Here is a 19,629-nt window from a genome sequence, read left to right as displayed (position 1 = left end):
AAAGAAGACGTGGATGGCCGGGACGAGCCCGGCCATGACGCAGCAATACCTGTCTAAACCCGCGTCATATCGAATTGCGCCTTCTGGCCGGTGCCGTAGCGGCGCAGCGCGCCGTCTTCGCCGACCGCGTTGGGGCGCTGGAAGATCCAGTTCTGCCACGCCGTGAGGCGCGAGAAGATTTTCGATTCCATGGTCTCAGGGCCGACGAAGCGCAAATTCGCTTCCATGCCGGTGAGGCCGTCAGGCGAGAAGGACGTGCGTTCTTCCAGGAACACCCGCACCTCGTCGTCCCAGTCGATGTCGTCGAGCGCGAAGGTGACGAGGCCGAGCTCTTCGGCGCCCTCCGCATCGAGCGACGTGCCGATGGTAGCTTCCGCGCGCTCCAGATCGGACGGATCGGCCTGGAAGCGCGATTGCAGCCGGGTCAGGCCGTGGCACATCGGATAGGGGCCGAAATTCATCGCGGTGAGCTGGATCGCCGGAGGCGCGCGGTTGTCGCCCTGCCGCGAGCCGATCAGCATGTAGGAGCGGTCGGCGGCGAACACGAGTTCGGCGAGCGTGCCCGCGAAGCAGGAGCCGGGCTCGACCAGCGTCACCAGCGTGCGCGAGGTGACGTCGATGCGCTTCAACACCCGCTTCCAGTAGTGCCTGATTTCGTTGACCAGCCAGTGCGCCTTGTTGGCTTCGAGGAAGGTGTCGCAGGCCACCACATTGGCGGCGTCGCCATGCGACTTGAACACCAGCATCGCGATTTCGAGCTCGTTGATGCGCAGATGAAGGATCGCGTCATCAAGCTCGCGCGCCACCTGCAGCGGCCAGAACGACGCGCCTTGCGCGATCAGGCCGTCGATATCGGCGGGCGGAGCGGACTCCGGAGCCTGGATCGAAATAGTGGCAATCCGCGCCGCGCGATCGATATCGACATTGACAAAACCGTAGCGGATGCCGCTGTCGTCGATGGTGCGGGTGAGCGGCGAAAGGGTGATGCCCTTGCCGTTGCCGTTGCGCTTCGAGGCGGCGGCAAATTCTTTGGCGCGATCGGCGACTTTGCCTTCGAGCTTGCTGTTGGGCACGATCTCGTCGACCAGCCGCCATGCGACCGCGCGCTTGCCCTTGATGCCTTCCTCGATGGTGCAGAAGAAGTCGGCATGGTCGCGCCGCACCTTGCGCTTGTCGACCACGCGCGTTAGCCCGCCGGTGCCCGGCAGCACCGCGAGCAGCGGCACTTCCGGCAGCGACACGGCGGCGGCGCCGTCATCAGCCAACATGATGTGATCGGTCGCCAGCGCCAGTTCGTAGCCGCCGCCGGCCGCGGTGCCGTTGACGACGGTGATGAAGCGCTGTCCGGAATTTTCCGATGAATCTTCCAGGCCGTTACGGGTCTCGTTGGTGAATTTGCAGAAATTGACCTTGTGGGCGTGGGTGGCGCCCGCCAGCATGCGGATATTGGCGCCGGCGCAGAACACGCGGTTCTTAGCCGATCGCATCACCACCGCCTTCACTTCGGGATGCTCGAAGCGCAGCCGCTGCACGGCATCGGCGAGTTCGATGTCGACGCCGAGATCGTAGGAGTTCAGCTTGAGCTGATAGCCTTCGAACAGGCCGCCATTCTCGTCGACGTCCATGGTCAGCGTTGCGACGTCGCCCTCCACGCCGAGCTTCCAGTGCCGGTAGCGCTGCGGATCGGTTTGAAAATCGATGTATTTCGCGCCGCCTGCGAGGACGCGATCTTCACCGGCCATGAGCCACCCTCTGTCGTTTTCTCAGGATTTGCTTGGTTCGTTAGATGCACAATAGTGCATGTTTTTGAGCAAGTCTAGCCTAAAACGCCAGAACATGCATTTTGTTTCATGTTCGGCCGGCGGCCGCAAAAGCCACCAAATCGGCCTTGCCAAGCGGTTGGCGGGCCAGCTTGGCCTTAATGAGCGCCACCAGCGCCCCGACCGGAAAGCTGTCGGCAAAACCGTCGCCGCCGGCACTGCGCATGCCCAACGCCTCGAGCTCGCTGAGCGCCTCGCCGAGCAACCGTGCCGCGACGTGCGCCTTCTGCATGCGCAGCCGCAGATTCGCGGTCGCAATCCGGATACAGGCGCGCAACAGAATCCGCTCGCGGCCGCCCTGCGGCGCCGCCGCCCACACCGCCTCCAGGATCTCCTGCGCCTCCCAGAAGTAGCCGTGGTCATTGAGCATGAGGCCGTAGCGCAGCGCCGGATGGCGCGCCGGCACGTAGCCGCCAAAGCGCGGCGGCACCAGAGCTGTGATCTGCGCCAGCGTTTCGTAATCGGCGCTGGATTTCTCGGGCTCGCCGGGCACATAGGCCCATCGCGGCAGCGGCAGATTGCCCGTGGCTGGCGGCGGCGTGGTCATCGGAGCGCGGCCCCGGAAAAAAGAAAAGCGTTACGCGGCCCGTCCGTGCGAGCCGTCATCGACGTGCAACACCGCGTTTGCGAATTCCGAAATCGCATCGAGCGTCGCCCCCGGGGCTTCGCGATGCGGCTGATGTCCCGCTCCCGGAATCACAGTCACATCGACCGGACAGTAGCACTCTTCCTGCGCGATCTCGACCTGGCGCATGGTTCCATACTGGTCGTCCACACCCTGCAGGATCGCCACCGGGACGCGGATATAGGCGAGGTATTCCGAAATGTCCCAGTTGCGGAAATCCGGATCGAGCCAGGCGCCGTTCCAGCCATAGAAGGCATTGTCGACATCCCTGTGCCAGCGCGACAGCTTCCCCTTCAGGTTCGTGGTCTCGTAGGCGTTCTGGATCTGCGCAATCGAGGCGACGGAAATATCCTCGACGATGAAATGCGGAGCGATCAGCGCGAGGCCTTCAACGCGGTGATCCTGACGCGAGCCCGCATAGATCGTCGCGATCGAGGCGCCGTCGGAATGTCCGAGCAGGAGGCCGCGGCGGAAGCCGATCTTGTCGAGCAGCTTTGGCAGCACGTCGAGCGCTTCGACATGCATGTAGTCGAGCGGCCGCGGCAGTTTCACCGGTGTCGATGCGCCGTAGCCCGCGCGTGAATACACGAACACGCCCGCGCCGGTCGCGTCCTGAAGTTTTTCGGGAAAGTCGCCCCACAGCCCGGTCGATCCAAGGCCTTCATGCAGCATCACGATAACAGGCGCGCTCTCGGGCGACGGGCCGATCATGCGGTATTCGAGATGCGAGGCGCCGACGGTGAGGAAGCCTGAAGGGGAAAGGGTGGTCATGTTCTAGGTTTTCCGAAAGTGATCCAGACATCGCATCCTCAAGCTGGTCGTCCCGGCCTTGCGCCGGGACCCATACTCCGCGGCTTCTCGTATGGGCAGGATGGCCGACACCTTCTTTAATCAGTAGAGGCCGCGGCGTATGGGTCCCTGCGTTCGCAGGGACGACGCCCGGAGGTTACGATGCCCCATCCCGCAACTTGAATCTCTGAATCTTTCCCGTCGCCGTCTTCGGCAGACTGTCGACCACGTCGATCCAGCGCGGATATTTCCACGGGCCGATCTTCTGCTTGACGTGCTCCTTCAGCGCCTCATGCAGATCATCGGTCCTGGCGTCGGCGCGCAGCACGACAAAGGCTTTCGGCTTCAACAGCCCTTCCGGGTCGGCTTCGGGTACGACGGCGGCCTCGAGCACGGCCGGGTGGGTGATCAGCGCGCTCTCGACCTCGAACGGCGAGACCCAGATGCCGGAGACCTTGAACATGTCATCGCTGCGGCCACAGAACGTGTAACGGCCGTCGGCGTCGCGGATATATTTGTCGCCGGTGCGGGTCCAGTGGCCTTCGAAGGTCGAACGGCTCTTGGCGCGCTGGTTCCAGTAGCCCTCACCGGCCGAGGGCGCATCGACCAGCAACTCGCCGACCTCGCCGTCAGACACCTCAACGCCTGCTTCATTGACCAGCCGCACCTTGTAGCCCGGCACCGGGCGGCCGGAGCAGCCGTATTTGATGTCGCCGGGCGCGTTGGAAAGGAAGATGTGCAATAGCTCGGTCGAGCCGACGCCATCGAGAATGTCGACGCCGAAGCGCGCCTTCCAGGCATTGCCGACCGATTCCGGCAGCGCTTCGCCGGCGGAGGTGCAGATGCGAAGCCGGTTGCCGGCGCGGGCGTCCTTCATCGTCTCGTCGTTGAGCATCGCGGCAAATAACGTCGGCACGCCGTAGAAGATGGTCGGGTTATATTTGTTCATATGTATCAGCCCGAACATCGCCGCCGGCGTCGGCCGGTCGCTGTGCAGGACCGTGGTGGCGCCGACCGACATCGGAAACGTCAGCGCATTGCCGAGGCCATAGGCGAAGAACAGCTTTGCCGCCGAGAGACAGACATCGTTCTCGCGGATGCCGAGCACCTGTCTGGCGTAGGTATCCGCCGTCGCAGCGAGATTGGAATGCAGGTGGCGCACGCCCTTCGGCATGCCGGTCGAACCGGATGAATAGAGCCAGAACGCAGGCTCATCGGGATGCGTCGCGGCGGTCGCGAATGTGTCGCTCTCGCGCGCCAGCCCGTCTGCGAGCTTCTTGTGGCCGTGCGCGTCCCTGCCCGACACGACGACGTGCTCGAGATCGGGCAGCCGCCCGATCACGTCCTTCACCACAGGCAGCAGCGCTTCTGAAATGAACAGCACGCGCGCGCGGCAATCGGCCAGCACATAGGCATATTGCTCCGAGGTCAGCAGCGTGTTGAGCGGCACCGGCACGATGCCGGCGCGGATCGCGCCGAGGAACACGGAAGGAAAATCCACCGTGTCGAGCATGATCATCGCCACGCGCTCTTCGCGGCGGACACCGAGCCGGCGCAGCATGTTGGCTGCGCGGCGGGTCTGCCGCTGCAGGTCGCCATAGGTGAGCTCGGAGACGGTATCGGTAAAGGCGAGCTTGGCCCCGCGGCCCTCGTCGATATTGCGATCGAGCAGCCAGGTCACCGCATTGTACGAACCGGACATGCCGCCCACGACGCTTCTCCCCATGTTTTAAGAATTATAATTCATACAAAGACACCGGCTGCGCTTGCTGTCAATCCTCATCGGCACTATGTTTCCGAAATCCGTTCACCAGCAGGTAAAGCCGAACGAGGGAAATGACCGAGGCCAGCGACCCCGAAACCGGCTTTCTCGAGCAGCTCGGCCAGCGTGTGCGCACCATGCGGGCGCTACGCGGCATGTCGCGAAAAGTGCTCGCCAAGGTGTCGGGAATTTCTCGAGCGCTATATCGCGCAGCTCGAAAGCGGCAAGGGCAATGTCTCGATCGTGCTGCTGCGGCGGGTGTCGAACGCGATGGGCGCGCATCTCGAAGACCTCATCCCCGCAACCGAGCCGGCGCCCGACTGGGCCATCATCCGCGACCTCTTGCGCAAGGCGACGCCCGCCCAGATCGCGCAGGCCAAGGACGCGCTTGCCGGCGGCGGCATATCGGCACAGCGGCGGATCTCCTTCGCCGGCATCGCCCTGATCGGCTTGCGCGGCGCCGGCAAATCCACCCTCGGCCGGATGCTGGCGAAGAAGATCGGCTGGAAGTTCGTCGAACTGAACAAGGAGGTCGAGGCGCAGAACGGACTATCCGTCGCCGAGATCATCGCGCTCTACGGCCAGGAAGGCTTTCGCCGCATGGAGCAGGCGGCGCTGACGCAGCTACTGGCGCGCAAAGAGCTGATGGTGCTGGCGACCGGCGGCGGCATCGTCTCCGAGCCGTTGACGTTCGACCTGATCCTGTCGTCGTTCTACACCATCTGGCTCAAGGCCGAGCCGGAAGAGCACATGGCCCGCGTCCGCGGCCAGGGCGATTTGCGCCCGATGGCGGATGATCGCTCCGCAATGGCGGAGCTGCGCAACATCCTGGTCAGCCGCGAGCCGCTCTACGCCCGCGCCTCCGCCGTGGTCGATACCGCAGGGCTTTCGGTCGATGCGGCAGCGGCGCGGCTGAGCGATGCGGTGGCGCCGGTGCTGCGGGACAAGCACGCGTTCGGCCTGCACAGCGCGGCATCCTGATCTCCCTGCAATAACACTACCGCCTGTAGGGGCGGGCTCGGCTCGTAACCGCGTGACCGCGGTTAACCACGGTAGGGGTTTCGTGCAGCAACACACCTTTGAATTGTGTTACCAATCCGTTAATCGAATGGAGAGGAACCATGCTCGAGCGCCGTCAACTACCCAGAAACCGCGTCTATTACGGCGGCCTCGTTACCTTCAATGGCCGCAATTCGACGATCGCCTGCGCCGTGCGCAACTTCAGCATGCTTGGCGCGAAGATCGAATTTGAGGGCGCGGCCCTCGTCCCCGACGAGGTGGACTTCGAAATCGAGCGCAAGGCAATCTCGTGTGCGGCGCGCATGGTCTGGCGCAGCCACGATGCGGCTGGCCTGGTGTTCGCCAATGTGCATGAGGACAGCGGCGTCGTTCCGCTGGCCTGGGCGCGCAAGCTGCGCGCCAGCGAGCGGGCCAACAGGCGGCTCCAATCCCGCCTCGATCAGCTCCTTTCCGAATACTGAGTGCGGCCATGTCCGGTCGGACCGCATGAGTGCGGTTGAAGGCGAAGACGCCCTCCTCCTTGCCGTCGCCAGCGCGCCGAAAGACCGGCGGCGCCGGCTGCGTTCGATATTGCTGGCGTTGATGGCGCAGTACACGATCGTCACGATGGTCGTCGGCCTGTCGGTCGCCGGCATCCTTCGCTATGCCGTGACCCCGCAGATCGTCGCCCAGTTCGAGGCAATCGAAGCCGCGCTCAAGCGCTTGCCCGCGCCGTAGCCGCGTTCATGACCGCCCAAGAATTGTTTCACGGCATCTTTCATTACCGGTTCCCGTGGACCGGACTTTCGCGATACTGATGGCGCATGAAACTGCTTTTTCTCCATGGGGCGCCCGCGGTCGGCAAGCTGACGGTTGCAAAGGCGCTGCTCCGGATCGTGCCGGGGCGGCTGATGGACAATCACGCCGCCATCGATCTGGCGCTCACGATCTTCGACTTCGGCGCGCCCGGCTTCTGGGAGCTTGTCCATGACGTCAGATGTTCGGCCATTGATGCTGCCGCCGAACATCGCGTGCCGCTGCTGGTCACAACCTTCTGCTATGCCGAACCTGACGACCGTGTGCAATTCGGGCAATTCGAGGAGATCGTGCAACGGCGCGGCGCAAAATTGCTTCCGGTCTTCCTGCACTGTTCGCGCGAAGAAGCCTTGCGCAGGGTCGGCAATCCCGACCGGGTGGCGCGGCGCAAGATAATTTCAGGGGACCACCTGACCCGGGATCTCGACCGCTACGACCTCACCGCCGTGCCGCGGCCCGATTGCATCAAGCTGGATACCGGGGTGAATCCGGCGGAAGTGACCGCGAAAAACATCGTCGGTCATTTCAGGCTGGACGTTTTGCCCTGACACACCCTGCATGGCGATGAGAATATGAAAATCGAACCCGCGTCCAAATCTGACATCCCGGCCATGATGCGCATCGAGCGCGGCGAGGGCTATGCGCGCCTCGTCGGCCGGTGGGAGGCCGCGCAACATGCGGCTGCGATCGAAAACCCGTCCTGCAGATATTATCTGGCGCGCGAGGAAGACGATATTGCCGGATTTGCGATCCTGGAGAATGTCGGAAGCGAGAATCGGTGCGTGCGGCTCCGCCGCATTGCCGTCCAGCATGCCGGGCGCGGCACCGGATCGCGCTTGCTGCGCTCTGTCCTGAAAATCTGCTTCGACGAGCTGGACGCCCATCGCGTCGAGTTGTTCGTATTCGAAGACAACGACCGGGCCCATCGCGCCTATCTGAAGAACGGCTTCGTCGAGGAAGGCGTCGTACGGGACATCCACCGGGACGCGGAGGGCACCTTCCGGTCCATGTGCCTGATGTCCTTGCTCAAACCGGAATGGAAGCGCCCGGCGTAGCGGAGGGTTCAAGGCTTGACGGCAGCCGGTTCTGGCGTCTACGGCGGATTGGAGGAATACGGATGGCCGCAAAATCGCCTTGTGCTTCAGACCGGATAATCATCCCGTCACACCAGCATCGATTTCACCGAGGCCGCCGCCTCGCGCAATCGCGGCAGGAAGCGTTCGGTCATCTCGGCGGATGACACGCGGTCGACATGCGCGCCCATGTTGATGGCGGCGACGATCGTACCGTCATAGCGGCGGACCGGGACGGAGATCGAGCGGAATCCGGGCTCGGCTTCGCGATCGACCAGCGAATAGCCCTGGGCACGATCGGCAATGATCGTTTTCAGCAGCAGCTTCTTGTCGGTCACCGTGAAAGGCGTCAGCGGCGCAAGGTCCATCTTGTCGAGCGCCACGGCCAGTTCGTCGTCGGGCAATCGCGACAGCAGCACGCGGCCGACCGAGGTGCAGAACGCCGGCAGCCGGTAGCCGATATCGATGCCCGCGGAAAATATCCGCGTCGGGCTGGCGCGCGCGATGAAGACGACGTCGTCGCCGTCGAGGATAGCCATCGACGAAATTTCCTGCGCCTCGCCCGACAGCCGGTCGAGCGCAGGCTGCAGCACCGAGACGACATGGTTGGAAGCGAGATAGCTGGAGGCCAGCACCAGCACGCGCGGCATCAGGCGGAACAGCTTGCCGTCGGTGGCGACAAAGCCGGCGCGTTCGAGCGTGAAGAGAATCCGCCGCGCCGTCGCGCGCGGCAGGTCGGCGGCCTTGGCAAGGTCGCTCAGCGTCATGGGCTGCCGGCTGCCGCCGAACACCTCCAGCACGCGCAGGCCGCGGTCGAGGCTTTCGATGAAATCGGTCGCGCCGCGGTTGTCTGCGTCCCCCACGCGCTTAAGCTTCGGCATCGCTGCCTCCATAATCCGCTTGCCTAACGCTCAGCCTACGCTAAAATCGCACAGAAGTTCAATAGGCGAACAATCTCCCGGAGACCTCTCGCCATGATGAGCCAGGAAGCGAACGACCTGATTACCCGCACCGGGCGCAAGGACCCCTGCGGCAAGCTGATGCGGATGTACTGGCAGCCGGCGGCGCTGGTGGATGAGCTGCAGGGTCCGCGGCCGGTTCGGCCGGTCAAACTGCTCGGCGAAAACCTCGTGCTGTTTCGCGACGAGGGAGGCCACTACGGCCTGATCGATCGCCACTGCGCGCATCGCGGCGCCGACCTCGCCTTCGGCCGGCTGGAGAATGGCGGGCTGCGTTGTGCCTTTCATGGCTGGCTGTTCGACGTCTCAGGCCAATGCCTGGAAACGCCTGCGGAGCCGAAGGACTCAAAACTGTGCCAGGGCATCAAGCAGCGCTCTTATCCGGTGGTCGAGAAGAGCGGCATCCTCTGGGCTTATCTGGGCGAAGGCGAACCACCGGCATTTCCGGAGATCGACTGCTTCGTCGCGCCCGACAGCCATACCTTTGCGTTCAAGGGCCACATCAATTGCAACTGGCTGCAGGCGCTGGAAGTCGGCATCGATCCGGCGCACGCCTCGTTCCTGCATCGCTTCTTCGAGGACGAGGACACTTCCACTGCCTATGGCAAGCAGTTCCGCGGCGCTTCCGCCGGAAGCGACATGCCGATGACAAAGATTTTGCGCGAATACGACAACCCGATCATCAATGTCGAGCACACCGAATACGGGCTGCGCCTGATCGCGCTGCGCGAGATCGACGAAGAGCGGACGCATGTGCGCGTCACCAACCAGCTCTTCCCGCACGGCTTCGTGATTCCGATGAGCCAGGAGATGACGATCACGCAGTGGCACGTGCCGGTCGATGACGAGAACTGCTACTGGTATGCGATCTTCACGAGCTATTCCGCGCCGGTCGACAAGAAGAAGATGCGCGACCAGCGGCTCGAATTGTACGAGCTGCCGGATTACAAATCGCGCAAGAACAAGAGCAACGATTACGGTTTCGATCCGCACGAACAGGCGACCGAGACCTATACCGGCATGGGGGCCGACATCAACGTCCACGACCAGTGGGCGGTGGAATCGATGGGCGCGATCCAGGACCGCACCAACGAGCATTTGGGCACCTCGGACAAGGCGATCGTGCAGTATCGCCGCCTGCTGCGGCAGGAGATCGAAAAGGTGATCGGCGGCGAGAAGCCGTTCATGTTCCTGGACGCCGCGCATGCCCGCAGCATCCAGGGCCCGGCGACCATGGACGGCATCGGGCCGACGCGCGGCTGGGAAATCTACTGGATGGAAGTCGACGTCAAACGCCGCCGCGGCGCGCCATGGGCGGCACCGGTGCCGACGGAAATCGCCGGCAAGATCCGGCATTTGTCGGCGGCGGAGTAAGAATGTTTTCCCGAGCACCGATGTTCGCGTTACCTCTCCCCGCTTGCGGGGAGAGGTCGGATCGCGCCTGCGATCCGGGGGTACAGGTCTATCAACTGACATCAACTGGGTGGAGAGAGCCCCTCACCCCGACCCTCTCCCCGCAAGTGCGGGGCGAGGGAGAAGTAAGCCGCTGCGCTTCGGCCTCGAACCGGGGAGTGACGCGTTGAGTTTCGTGGAACGTCACGGGCTGTGGTCTGGAGAACAGCAGGAAGCGGCCGGCCGCCTGCGCAAGATCGTTGAAGAGCAGAAGCTCGAAGTCATCAGGCTTTCATTCCCCGATCAGCACGGCATTTTGCGCGGCAAGACGCTGGTCGCAGCCGAAGCAATTGCTTCGCTGGAAAGCGGCTGCTCCATCACCACGACGATGCTGGCCAAGGACACCTCGCACAAGACGGTGTTCCCGGTATTCACGGCCGGCGGCGGCTTCGGCATGAAGGAGATGGAAGGCGCCGCCGACGTCCTGATGGTCGCGGACCCGACGACGTTCCGCGCGCTGCCCTGGGCGCCGACCACGGGATGGCTGCTGTGCGACCTCTACTTCAGCGACGGCCGTCCGGTGCCGTTCGCCACGCGGCACCTCTATCGCAAGGTGCTCGATCAACTGGAAAGCCGTGGTTACGATTTCATCGCGGGGCTCGAGGTCGAATTCCACCTCTTCAAGCTCGAAGACGCGCATATGGCCCCTGAAGATGCCGGCCAGCCCGGGCGGCCGCCATCGGTCAGCCTGCTGTCGCACGGCTATCAATACCTGACCGAGCAGCGCTACGACCAGATGGAGCCGGCGCTGGAAATCATCCGCCGCGACGTGCTGGCGCTCGGCCTGCCCCTGCGGTCGGTCGAGGTGGAGTTCGGCCCAAGCCAGTGCGAATTCACCTTCCAGCCGACCAAGGGGCTGACGCCCGCCGACAACATGGTGCTGTTTCGGTCCGCCGTGAAGCAGATCGCCCGCCGCCACGGTTATCACGCCACTTTCATGTGCCGGCCGAAACTGCCGAATGTATTTGCCTCCGGCTGGCACCTGCATCAATCGCTGGTGTCGCGCGCAAACGACGAGAACGCGTTCATGACCAGGGACGACGGCGAAGCGCTGAGCCCGTTCGGCCGTTTCTATCTCGCAGGACTACTGGAGCATGCGCGTGCGTCAACCGTGTTCACGACACCCACCATCAACGGCTACAAGCGCTACCGCTCCTACTCGCTTGCGCCGGACCGCGCGATCTGGGGCCGCGACAACCGCGGCGTCATGATCCGCGTGCTCGGCGGCCCGGGCGATAGCGCAACGCGGCTGGAAAACCGCATCGGCGAGCCCGCGGCCAATCCCTATCTCTACATGGCCTCGCAGATTCTCTCAGGACTTGATGGCGTCGACCGCAAGCTGGATCCCGGTCCGTCGGCGGATACGCCGTATGAGACGAAGGCCGCGCTGCTGCCGAAGAGTCTTCGCGAGGCGGTGTTCGCGCTGCAGGACGATCCGTTCTTTCGGCAGGCGCTGGGGGCGGAGTTCGTGGATTATTACGTGCATATCAAGAACGCGGAGATCGAGCGGTTTCAGGCCGAAGTGTCGGACTGGGAGCACCGCGAATATTTCGAGATGTTTTGAGGAGGCAAGGTGCGCTCTCTCGTCGTCCCTGCGAACGCAGGGACCCATAACCACAAATTTTTATGGTTACGACAGGTCGTCGAACAGCATCCTTAAATCGATAGATCACGCGGTATGGGTCCCTGCGTTCGCAGGGACGACGATAGAGATGCCTCAAATCCCCAGGTACCTGTGCTGCAGATCCGGCTCGGCGATCAACTGCTCGCTCGTCCCCGTCCACACCGTCCGCCCGCGCTCGATGATGTAGTGGCGGTCGGCGATGCGGGAGAGGTTGGCGACGTTCTTGTCGATCACGAGCACCGACTGCCCGCGGCCCTTCAGCATCGACAGGCAATTCCAGATTTCCTCGCGGATCAGGGGCGCGAGGCCTTCGGTGGCTTCATCGAGGATCAACAGCTTCGGATTGGTCATCAGCGCGCGGCCGATCGCCAGCATCTGCTGCTCGCCGCCCGACAGGGTCACGCCCATGTTGCTGCTGCGCTCGGCGAGCCGCGGAAACAGCGCATGGATTTTGTCGATGGTCCAGGGATCGGGATTGCCCTGACGGTTGCCGGAGGCTGCGACCAGATTTTCGTACACCGTGAGGTTCGGAAAGATCTGGCGGCCTTCCGGCACCAGGCCGATGCCGAGTTTTGCAATTTTATACGACGGCAGGCTGCGCACTTCCTCGCCGGCGAAGCGGACCTTGCCTGATCGGGCCGGCGTCATGCCCATGATAGAGCGGATAGTCGTGGTCTTGCCCATGCCGTTGCGGCCCATCAGGGCAACCATCTCGCCCGATTGGACCTTCAGCGAGAGGCCGAACAGCACCTGGCTGAGGCCGTAGCAGGTCTCGATGCCGTCGATTTCCAACAAGGTTTCAGCCATGACCGACCACCACATGCTGGTCGCCGAGATAGGCGCGCTTCACTTCCTCATTGCTCCGGATCGCGTCGGGATCGCCGGACGCGATCACGCGGCCATAAACCAGCACGGTGATGCGGTCGGCGAGCGCGAACACCGCTTCCATGTCGTGCTCGACCAGCACGATGGTGACTTCCTTCCGCAGTTCCTTCAACAGCGCCACCATGCGCGCGGATTCGGTGACGCCGAGGCCGGCCATCGGCTCGTCGAGCAGCAGCAATTGCGGTTTTGTGGCAAGCGCCACCGCGAGCTCCAGCTCGCGCTGTTCGCCGTGGCTTAATTCGGACACTGGCACGTCGGCCCGTTTCGCAAGCCCTACCCGCGTTAGCGCCGCCTGCGCGGCGTCGCGCAGATGCCTCTCCTTGCGCGCGCTGCCCCAGAATCGGAACGAGTGCCCGTCGTGCGCCTGGGCTGCGAGCGCAACATTGTCGGCGGCCGTGAAGTCCGGCAGCAGCGAGGTGATCTGGAACGAGCGCGCCAGGCCGAGCCGGCTACGTTGATAGGACGGCAGCCGGGTGACGTCGCGGCCGGCAAAATGAACCGTGCCGGAATTCGGCATCAATTGCCCGGTCAACTGGCTGATCAGCGTGGTCTTGCCGGCGCCGTTTGGACCGATGATGGCGTGCAGTTCGCCCGGCACGACGTCGAGCGACAGGTTGTCGGTAGCAAGAATGCCGCCGAAGCGCCGGACCAGGTTTTCGACGCGGAGCAAGGGATCAGCCAAAGAATCAGCCACGGCTCAACCTCCCGAGCACGCCCATGATGCCGCCGCGCGCGAACAGCACGATCAGCAGCAACAGCGGGCCCATGATCAACGCCCAGTATTCGGTGAATTGCGACAGGACTTCTTCCAGCAGGAGAAACACGATGGTGCCCAGGACAGGACCGAACAGCGAGCCCATGCCGCCGAACACCACCATCACCATGAGTTCGCCGGAGCGGGTCCAGTACATCCCGGCCGGGCTGATGAAGTCGGTATTGTTGGCAAGAAGTGCGCCGGCGAGGCCGCAGATCGTGCCGGAGATGACGAAACAGACCAGCCGGTAGCGGTTGGCATGAAAGCCGATCGCCTGCATGCGCTGCTCGTTGGAACGCACGCCCTGCACCACCATGCCGAAGCGGGAATTGATGATGCGCCAGATCAGGTAGACGCCGCCGAACAGGCAGCCGAGGCAGAGGTAATAGAACTGCACGCGGTTCGACAGGTCGATCAGGCCGCCGAAAGTGCTGCGCTTGTAGATGGTGAGGCCGTCGTCACCGCCATATCGAGAAAGACCCGAGGCGATGTAATAGGCCATCTGCGCGAAGGCGAGCGTGATCATGATGAAATAGACGCCGCGGGTACGCAGACTGAGCGCGCCGATCACGAGCGCATACAGCGCCGATGCCGCCAGCGCCACTGGCCACTGGATGAAGCCGGAGCCGATGCCCTCATAGGCGAGGATGCCCACCGCATAGCCGCCGATGCCGAGATAGGCGGCATGGCCAAAGCTCATCATGCCGCCATAGCCCATGATGAGGTTGAGGCTGGCGGCGGCGAGCGCAAAGATGACGATGCGGGTGAACAGCGTCAGGATGAAGATGTTGCCGGTCAGCGCGGAATAAAGCGGCAGCAGCAGCAAGCCAAGCGCGACGAGCGCCACGACGACGTTACGGACGTTGAGTTGAGATTTCATCGCTTGGCGGCCGGAAACAGCCCCTCCGGCCGCACGACGAGCACAATCGCCATCAGCAGATAGATCAGCATCGAGGACAATGCGGGTGCCGCGGTGGAGGCTGCGGCGGAACTCAACACCATGCGCAGCAAATCAGGCAGGAAGGCGCGGCCGAGCGTATCGATCATGCCGACGAAGATCGCAGCAAGGAAGGCGCCGCGGATCGAGCCGATGCCGCCGATGACGATGATGACGAAGGCAAGGATGAGGATGTTCTCGCCCATGCCGATCTGCACGGTGAGGATCGGCGCCTGCATCAACCCGGCAAGGCCTGCGAGCGCCGCGCCGAGCCCGAACACCAGCGTAAACAGCAGCTTGATATTGATGCCGAGCGCGCCGATCATTTCGCGGTTGGAGGCGCCGGCGCGGATCAGCATGCCGATGCGGGTCCGCATTACGACGATATAAAGCAGCGCCGCGACCGCCAGCGCGACCACGATGATCGACAGCCGATAGGCCGGATAGAACACGCCGGGGACGATCTGCACCGGCACGGTCAGCCAGGCCGGCAGCGGCAGCGACAGGCCGGCCGGGCCCCAGATCAGCCGTACCGCGTCGTTGAAGAAAAGAATCAGCCCGAAGGTCGCCAGCACCTGGTCGAGATGGTCGCGGCCGTAGAGATGCCGGAGCGCGATGAATTCGAGCGCGATGCCCAGCAGCAACGTGGCGCCGAGCGCCAGCAGGATGCCGAGCACAAAACTGTTCGTCCAGGCCACGAAGGTGGCGGCGAAATAGGCGCCCATCATGTAGAGCGAGCCGTGCGCCAGATTGACGAAATCCATGATGCCGAACACCAGCGTCAGACCGGCTGCCAGCAGAAACAGCAGCAGGCCGAACTGCAGGCCGTTCAGCGATTGTTCTACGAGGACGAGCATGGATCCTTAAACTCTAGGCCTAACAAAACAGCGGCAGCACATCTGCGCCGCCGCCATTTTCTTCTTGGGCGGATGATCTGTCGCAAACCACCCCCGGGTCAAGCCCGAGGGCGTATCCGCGAGATCATGCACCGGCCATGCCAACCATCACTTCTTCATCGGACATTTGTCGGCGAAACGGTCCTGGTCGTCCTTGACGATGGTCGCCACCGTCTTGAGCGCGAGCTGGCCGTCGGCGTCCTTGACCACGTCCTGCAGGTAGAAGTTCTGGATCGGGATGTGGTTGTTGCCGTACTTGAACGGACCGCGCACCGACTTGAAGTTGGCCTTCTCCATCTCGGCCTTCATCTCGTCCTTCTTCGAGGTATCGCCCTTTACGGCGATAATCGCGCTGTTGATCAGGTTCGCGGCGTCATAGGACTGCGCGCCGTAGAAGGTCGGGCGCAGGCCGGTATACTTCTTGCGATAGTCTTCGACGAACTTCTTGTTCTCGGCGTTCGGCAAATCGTTGACCCATTGCTGCGCGCCGGGAACGCCGAGCGCGTTTTCCTTTTGCAGCGGCAATGACAGTTCGTCGATGGTGAAGGCCGTATAGAGCGGGATCTGCGCCTTGATGCCGGCCTGCGCATACTGATTGAGGAACTGCACGCCGGCAGCGCCCGGATAGAACACGAAGATCGACTCGGCCTTGGAGTTCTTGGCCTTGGTGAGTTCGGCGGAGAAGTCGAGCTGGCTCGGCCACACCGTGTATTCCTCGCCCACGACCTGGCCCTTGAACGTGCTCTTCACGCCGGCCAGCATGTCCTTGCCCGCCGCGTAGTTCGGGCCGATCAGGAACACCGACTTGACGCCCTTCTGGTTCATGTAGGTGCCGACCGCCTGCGGGGTCTGATCGTTCTGCCAGGAGGTCGAGAACACGTAGGGCGAGCAGAGTTCGCCGGCGAGCTGCGAGGGCCCGGCATTGGCCGAGATCAGGAAGGTTTTTGAATCGACCGCGGTCTTGAGCGAGGCCAGCAGCACGTTCGACCAGATATAGCCGGCGATGAAATCGACCTTGTCGGACTGGATCAGCTTTTCGGTCTTCTGCTTGCCCACATCAGGCTTCTGGCCGTCGTCCTCATAGATCACCTCGACGGGTTTGCCGCCCATCTTGCGGCCGAGATGGTCCAGCGCCAGCTCGAACGAGTTGCGCATGTCGTTGCCGATTACAGCGGTCGGGCCACTGAAGGTCGAAACAAAGCCGATCTTGATGGTATCGCCTGCGAACGCCGTCTGCGTCAGCGCCAAAACGGTTGCGCCCGCCAGCCAGAATGCCTTTTTCATAATCACTCCCCTCCTCGTTATCGAACCAGACCCGGTCGACCGGGCGACCGGGCTTGTCTCGCACGCCTCATTATCAGGTGAGGTATTTTGTGCGCGAAATCGCTGGTCTGCGGCAAGCATGAACCGCCGGCCCGGCTTTGGACCTTCGGCTCATGCCGCCGATGGCCTGCACCATAATTCGCGGATGGTAGGGATGGCAAGAACTATAGTTCCGGTTGCCGAGGCAACAATTGTCGCACGTGGCGAGCGGTTCAGACCGAATATTCCGCGCCGTCGATCGCGTACGCCGCATGGCGGAAATCACGGATGGTCGCGACCTTGCCGGCCGCCCATCCCAGCAGCATGAAGTATTTCGGGGCCCCATCAAGCTCGTTCGGGTCGAACACCAGAATAGCGGGATGTCCCTCCACCAGACCCGGCACGAGACGCCAGTCGCTCACCTTGGCGTAATTGCCGAAATAGCGGGACACTTCGGCCTTGCCGTTCAGGCGGGACTTGCTGACGAGATCGAGCCTGACGTCGTCTGCGATCATGGCGCGGATCGCGTCGAAATCGCGCGCGTTGAAGTGGGCGACGTAGGCGCCAAGCCGCGCGCGGTCGGCATCCGATAATCGCTGTTGCGGCGCGTCGTCCGGCTCATCGGCGATTTCCCGCAACTGCGCGCGGCCGCGATGCAGCGCGGCCTTGGCTGCGGGCAGGCTGCAATCCATCACCTCGCAGATCTCGTTGAGCGAGCAGCCGAGCACGTCCATCAGGATCACGCTTGAGCGCTGCGCCACCGGCAGGCGCATGAAGGTGCGCAAGGAGGTGGCGGCGATCTGGCGGCTCTCCACGGCATCGAGCTGGTCAACGATCATTTCCACCTCCTCACCCGAGCGCAGCGCCTCCTGGCGGTTGCGCCGGCGCAGGAAATCCAGCGCCGTGTTGTGCGCGATCCGGAACAGCCAGCCCTCGGGATTGCCGATGTTGCCGGCGGCGGCATGCGCCTCCACCGCCTTGATCAGCGCGTCCTGCAGCACGTCCTCGCCGTCGATGACAGAGCCGACCATGCGCGCGCAATAGCGATGCAGCCTTGGCCGCATCGCTACCAGCAGGCGTTCGAGGTCGAAGGCGGCGGACGACTCGGGCACAACTGTCATTCTGCCTCCGGCAATCGGGGTTCAGTTCTCGCCCAGCATGCGATAGTTGCCGACGATGGCGGCGCCCTTGGGCAGCGGCGGTTCGACGCAACGGTCCCGAATGCTGCTCTGGAACGCGGCGAATGCCGCCAGCTTCGGCAACGGGCTGGAGCCGTCATCGGCCGCGCTCTCGACCAAATGGATGAAGGTGTCATCCTCCAGCCGCAGCGACATATAACGGAAGCCTTCCGGCTGCGCCGCCTTCAGTTCCGCAAACACCGCCGCGACCAGTTCGGCATTCCTGTTGGTCATTTCCGGCTTTGTCCTGTATCTTACCACGGTCCGTCGCATGGGCTTCTCCTCGTTGGCGGCTGCAAAGGCAGCGCTTCGATCCCAAGGACGTTTGGAACCAGCCAAAGGATGCGGTCCCGAAAAAATCTTTTCGCCCCTTCGCGCGATACGCATTCGCTATCGACCGATTAGCAAAGGCGCCTTGGACCGGTGAGAGAAATGGCTACATAATCCATGTGTTGAGACATCCGAAACCGGGGTTGCATGCCATGACGACAGCGCCGAAACAGCCCCATCACGCGGTGATCGTCGGCGCCGGTTTCGGCGGCCTGGAGACCGCCTTCGGCCTCGCCGGTGCGCCGGTCAGGATCACGCTGATCGACCGCCGCAACCATCATCTGTTCCAGCCGCTGCTCTACCAGGTCGCAACCGCTTCGCTGGCGACGTCGGAAATCGCCTGGCCGATCCGCTATTTGCTGCGCGGACGCAAGGAGGTGACGACGCTGTTCGCAAATGTCAGCGGCGTCGATGCCGCGGGAAAGCGCGTGCTGCTCGATGACGGCGATGCGCTGCCCTATGACACGCTGGTGCTCGCCACCGGCGCCCGCCACGCCTATTTCGGCCACGACGAGTGGGAGCCGTTCGCGCCGGGCCTCAAAACGCTGGAGGACGCCACCACGCTGCGGCGGCGCATCCTGGTCGCCTTCGAGCGCGCCGAGCGCGAGACCGACCCAGTGCGGCGCGCGGCGCTATTGACCTTCGTCATCATCGGCGCCGGGCCGACCGGCGTCGAAATGGCCGGAACCATCGCCGACCTCGCCAGGGACACGCTGCCGCCGGATTTTCGCAACATCGACACCCACAAGACCCGCGTCGTCTTGGTCGAGGCCGGCCCACGCGTGCTCGCCGGTTTTCCCGAGGACCTCTCGGCCTATGCGCAGCGTTCGCTGGAGGAGCTCGGCGTCGAGGTGGTGCTGGGACAGCCCGTCACCGAATGCGCGATCGACGGTGTCGTCTATGGCGGCAACAGACTGGAGGCCAGAACCATCGTCTGGGCCGCCGGTGTGCGGGCCTCGCGCGCGGCGGAATGGCTGAACGCGCCCGCCGACCGCGCCTACCGTTTGAAGGTCGAGCCAGATTTGACCGTGCCCGGCCATCCCGACATCTTTGCCGTCGGCGACACCGTGACCATCGCCGGCCCCGACGGCAATCCGGTGCCGGGTATCGCGCCGGCGGCGAAACAGCAGGGACGCTACGTGGCGGCGCTGATCAAGGCGCGCTTGAACGGCGGCACGCTGCCGCCGTTCCGCTACAAGCATGCCGGCAGCCTCGCGCAGATCGGCAAGAAAAAAGCGGTGATCGATTTCGGCCGTATCAAGCTGCGTGGCAATCTCGCCTGGTGGATCTGGGGCATCGCCCACATCTACTTCCTGATCGGCCTGCGCAACCGGCTCAGCGTCGCGCTGAGCTGGCTGTGGATCCACGCCCGCGATCAACGCGCCGCCCGGCTGATCACGCAAGGCTCGAGCAAGGTCACGGGATAAA

The 19,629-nt window shown here is 63.5% G+C and carries 19 protein-coding genes and 1 pseudogene; 8 read left to right on the top strand and 12 right to left on the bottom strand.

Features of this window, described 5'->3' with window-relative positions:
- Positions 1 to 53: 53 nt before the first annotated feature.
- From boxC to V1294_RS06010, 4 genes are all read right to left on the bottom strand, one after another.
- Positions 54 to 1,742, bottom strand: coding sequence for a 2,3-epoxybenzoyl-CoA dihydrolase (gene boxC / locus V1294_RS06025; protein ID WP_334488768.1), 1,689 nt, complete (start codon positions 1,740 to 1,742; stop codon positions 54 to 56).
- A 106-nt stretch (positions 1,743 to 1,848) separates the two neighbouring features.
- Positions 1,849 to 2,367: a DUF309 domain-containing protein gene (locus tag V1294_RS06020; RefSeq protein WP_334488765.1), complete on the bottom strand. Its 519-nt coding sequence runs from the start codon at positions 2,365 to 2,367 to the stop codon at positions 1,849 to 1,851.
- 30 nt (positions 2,368 to 2,397) lie between these two features.
- Positions 2,398 to 3,216 carry an alpha/beta fold hydrolase gene (locus V1294_RS06015; RefSeq protein ID WP_334495790.1) on the bottom strand — a complete coding sequence of 273 codons (819 nt, stop codon included), beginning with the start codon at positions 3,214 to 3,216 and terminating at the stop codon, positions 2,398 to 2,400.
- A gap of 175 nt (positions 3,217 to 3,391) precedes the next feature.
- Complete coding sequence (locus V1294_RS06010) at positions 3,392 to 4,936, bottom strand: benzoate-CoA ligase family protein (protein WP_334504515.1); 1,545 nt, start codon at positions 4,934 to 4,936, stop codon at positions 3,392 to 3,394.
- Between the two features lie 134 nt (positions 4,937 to 5,070).
- Here V1294_RS06010 and V1294_RS06005 point away from each other — a divergent pair.
- The 5 genes and pseudogenes from V1294_RS06005 (at position 5,071) to V1294_RS05985 (ending at position 7,866) form a co-directional block, all read left to right on the top strand.
- Positions 5,071 to 5,977: pseudogene (locus V1294_RS06005) on the top strand (helix-turn-helix transcriptional regulator).
- 140 nt (positions 5,978 to 6,117) lie between these two features.
- On the top strand, positions 6,118 to 6,477 hold the full coding sequence (locus V1294_RS06000) for a PilZ domain-containing protein (RefSeq protein WP_334495788.1): 360 nt from the start codon (positions 6,118 to 6,120) through the stop codon (positions 6,475 to 6,477).
- A 25-nt stretch (positions 6,478 to 6,502) separates the two neighbouring features.
- Positions 6,503 to 6,733, top strand: a complete 231-nt coding sequence (locus tag V1294_RS05995) for a hypothetical protein (RefSeq protein ID WP_334495786.1) — start codon at positions 6,503 to 6,505, stop codon at positions 6,731 to 6,733.
- A 158-nt stretch (positions 6,734 to 6,891) separates the two neighbouring features.
- Positions 6,892 to 7,359: a hypothetical protein gene (locus tag V1294_RS05990; protein ID WP_334495784.1), complete on the top strand. Its 468-nt coding sequence runs from the start codon at positions 6,892 to 6,894 to the stop codon at positions 7,357 to 7,359.
- A 24-nt stretch (positions 7,360 to 7,383) separates the two neighbouring features.
- The gene (locus tag V1294_RS05985) at positions 7,384 to 7,866 is read left to right on the top strand and encodes a GNAT family N-acetyltransferase (protein WP_334495783.1); all 483 of its coding nucleotides are present in this window, start codon (positions 7,384 to 7,386) and stop codon (positions 7,864 to 7,866) included.
- Between the two features lie 107 nt (positions 7,867 to 7,973).
- Here the strand turns inward: V1294_RS05985 and V1294_RS05980 are convergent, their stop codons facing one another.
- Positions 7,974 to 8,765, bottom strand: coding sequence for an IclR family transcriptional regulator domain-containing protein (locus tag V1294_RS05980; protein ID WP_334488746.1), 792 nt, complete (start codon positions 8,763 to 8,765; stop codon positions 7,974 to 7,976).
- Positions 8,766 to 8,858: 93 nt separating this feature from the next.
- On the opposite strand from V1294_RS05980, the gene V1294_RS05975 reads away from it, so the two are divergent.
- Together V1294_RS05975 and V1294_RS05970 are read left to right on the top strand one after the other, a co-directional pair.
- Positions 8,859 to 10,217: an aromatic ring-hydroxylating dioxygenase subunit alpha gene (locus tag V1294_RS05975; protein ID WP_334495781.1), complete on the top strand. Its 1,359-nt coding sequence runs from the start codon at positions 8,859 to 8,861 to the stop codon at positions 10,215 to 10,217.
- Positions 10,218 to 10,422: 205 nt separating this feature from the next.
- Positions 10,423 to 11,859 (top strand): glutamine synthetase family protein, encoded by a 1,437-nt coding sequence (locus V1294_RS05970; RefSeq protein ID WP_334495780.1) that lies wholly within the window; start codon positions 10,423 to 10,425, stop codon positions 11,857 to 11,859.
- Positions 11,860 to 12,012: 153 nt separating this feature from the next.
- Here V1294_RS05970 and V1294_RS05965 read toward each other — a convergent pair whose 3' ends face one another.
- The 7 genes from V1294_RS05965 to V1294_RS05935 all read right to left on the bottom strand — a co-directional run bounded on the left by V1294_RS05965 (position 12,013) and on the right by V1294_RS05935 (position 18,144).
- Positions 12,013 to 12,726, bottom strand: a complete 714-nt coding sequence (locus V1294_RS05965) for an ABC transporter ATP-binding protein (protein WP_334495779.1) — start codon at positions 12,724 to 12,726, stop codon at positions 12,013 to 12,015.
- Entirely contained in the window at positions 12,719 to 13,486 is a 768-nt protein-coding gene (locus tag V1294_RS05960) for an ABC transporter ATP-binding protein (RefSeq protein WP_334490183.1), read from the bottom strand. The genes V1294_RS05965 and V1294_RS05960 overlap by 8 nt, the downstream gene beginning before the upstream one ends.
- Positions 13,487 to 13,490: 4 nt before the next feature.
- Positions 13,491 to 14,438 carry a branched-chain amino acid ABC transporter permease gene (locus V1294_RS05955; protein ID WP_108519585.1) on the bottom strand — a complete coding sequence of 316 codons (948 nt, stop codon included), beginning with the start codon at positions 14,436 to 14,438 and terminating at the stop codon, positions 13,491 to 13,493.
- Positions 14,435 to 15,352, bottom strand: a complete 918-nt coding sequence (locus tag V1294_RS05950) for a branched-chain amino acid ABC transporter permease (protein WP_334488733.1) — start codon at positions 15,350 to 15,352, stop codon at positions 14,435 to 14,437. Before V1294_RS05950 ends, V1294_RS05955 begins: the two co-directional genes overlap by 4 nt.
- A gap of 147 nt (positions 15,353 to 15,499) precedes the next feature.
- Positions 15,500 to 16,675 (bottom strand): ABC transporter substrate-binding protein, encoded by a 1,176-nt coding sequence (locus V1294_RS05945; RefSeq protein ID WP_334495777.1) that lies wholly within the window; start codon positions 16,673 to 16,675, stop codon positions 15,500 to 15,502.
- Positions 16,676 to 16,926: 251 nt separating this feature from the next.
- Positions 16,927 to 17,814, bottom strand: a complete 888-nt coding sequence (locus V1294_RS05940) for a sigma-70 family RNA polymerase sigma factor (protein WP_334495776.1) — start codon at positions 17,812 to 17,814, stop codon at positions 16,927 to 16,929.
- Between the two features lie 21 nt (positions 17,815 to 17,835).
- Positions 17,836 to 18,144: a hypothetical protein gene (locus tag V1294_RS05935; RefSeq protein WP_334495774.1), complete on the bottom strand. Its 309-nt coding sequence runs from the start codon at positions 18,142 to 18,144 to the stop codon at positions 17,836 to 17,838.
- 209 nt (positions 18,145 to 18,353) lie between these two features.
- Between V1294_RS05935 and V1294_RS05930 the strand changes: the two genes are divergently transcribed.
- Positions 18,354 to 19,628 (top strand): NAD(P)/FAD-dependent oxidoreductase, encoded by a 1,275-nt coding sequence (locus V1294_RS05930; protein ID WP_334495772.1) that lies wholly within the window; start codon positions 18,354 to 18,356, stop codon positions 19,626 to 19,628.
- Position 19,629 lies beyond the last annotated feature (1 nt).

Source organism: Bradyrhizobium sp. AZCC 1678 (assembly GCF_036924765.1).
Lineage (GTDB): Bacteria > Pseudomonadota > Alphaproteobacteria > Rhizobiales > Xanthobacteraceae > Bradyrhizobium > Bradyrhizobium algeriense.
Note: the sequence above shows the minus strand (reverse complement) of the source record. Positions and strands in the feature narration are given on the sequence as shown.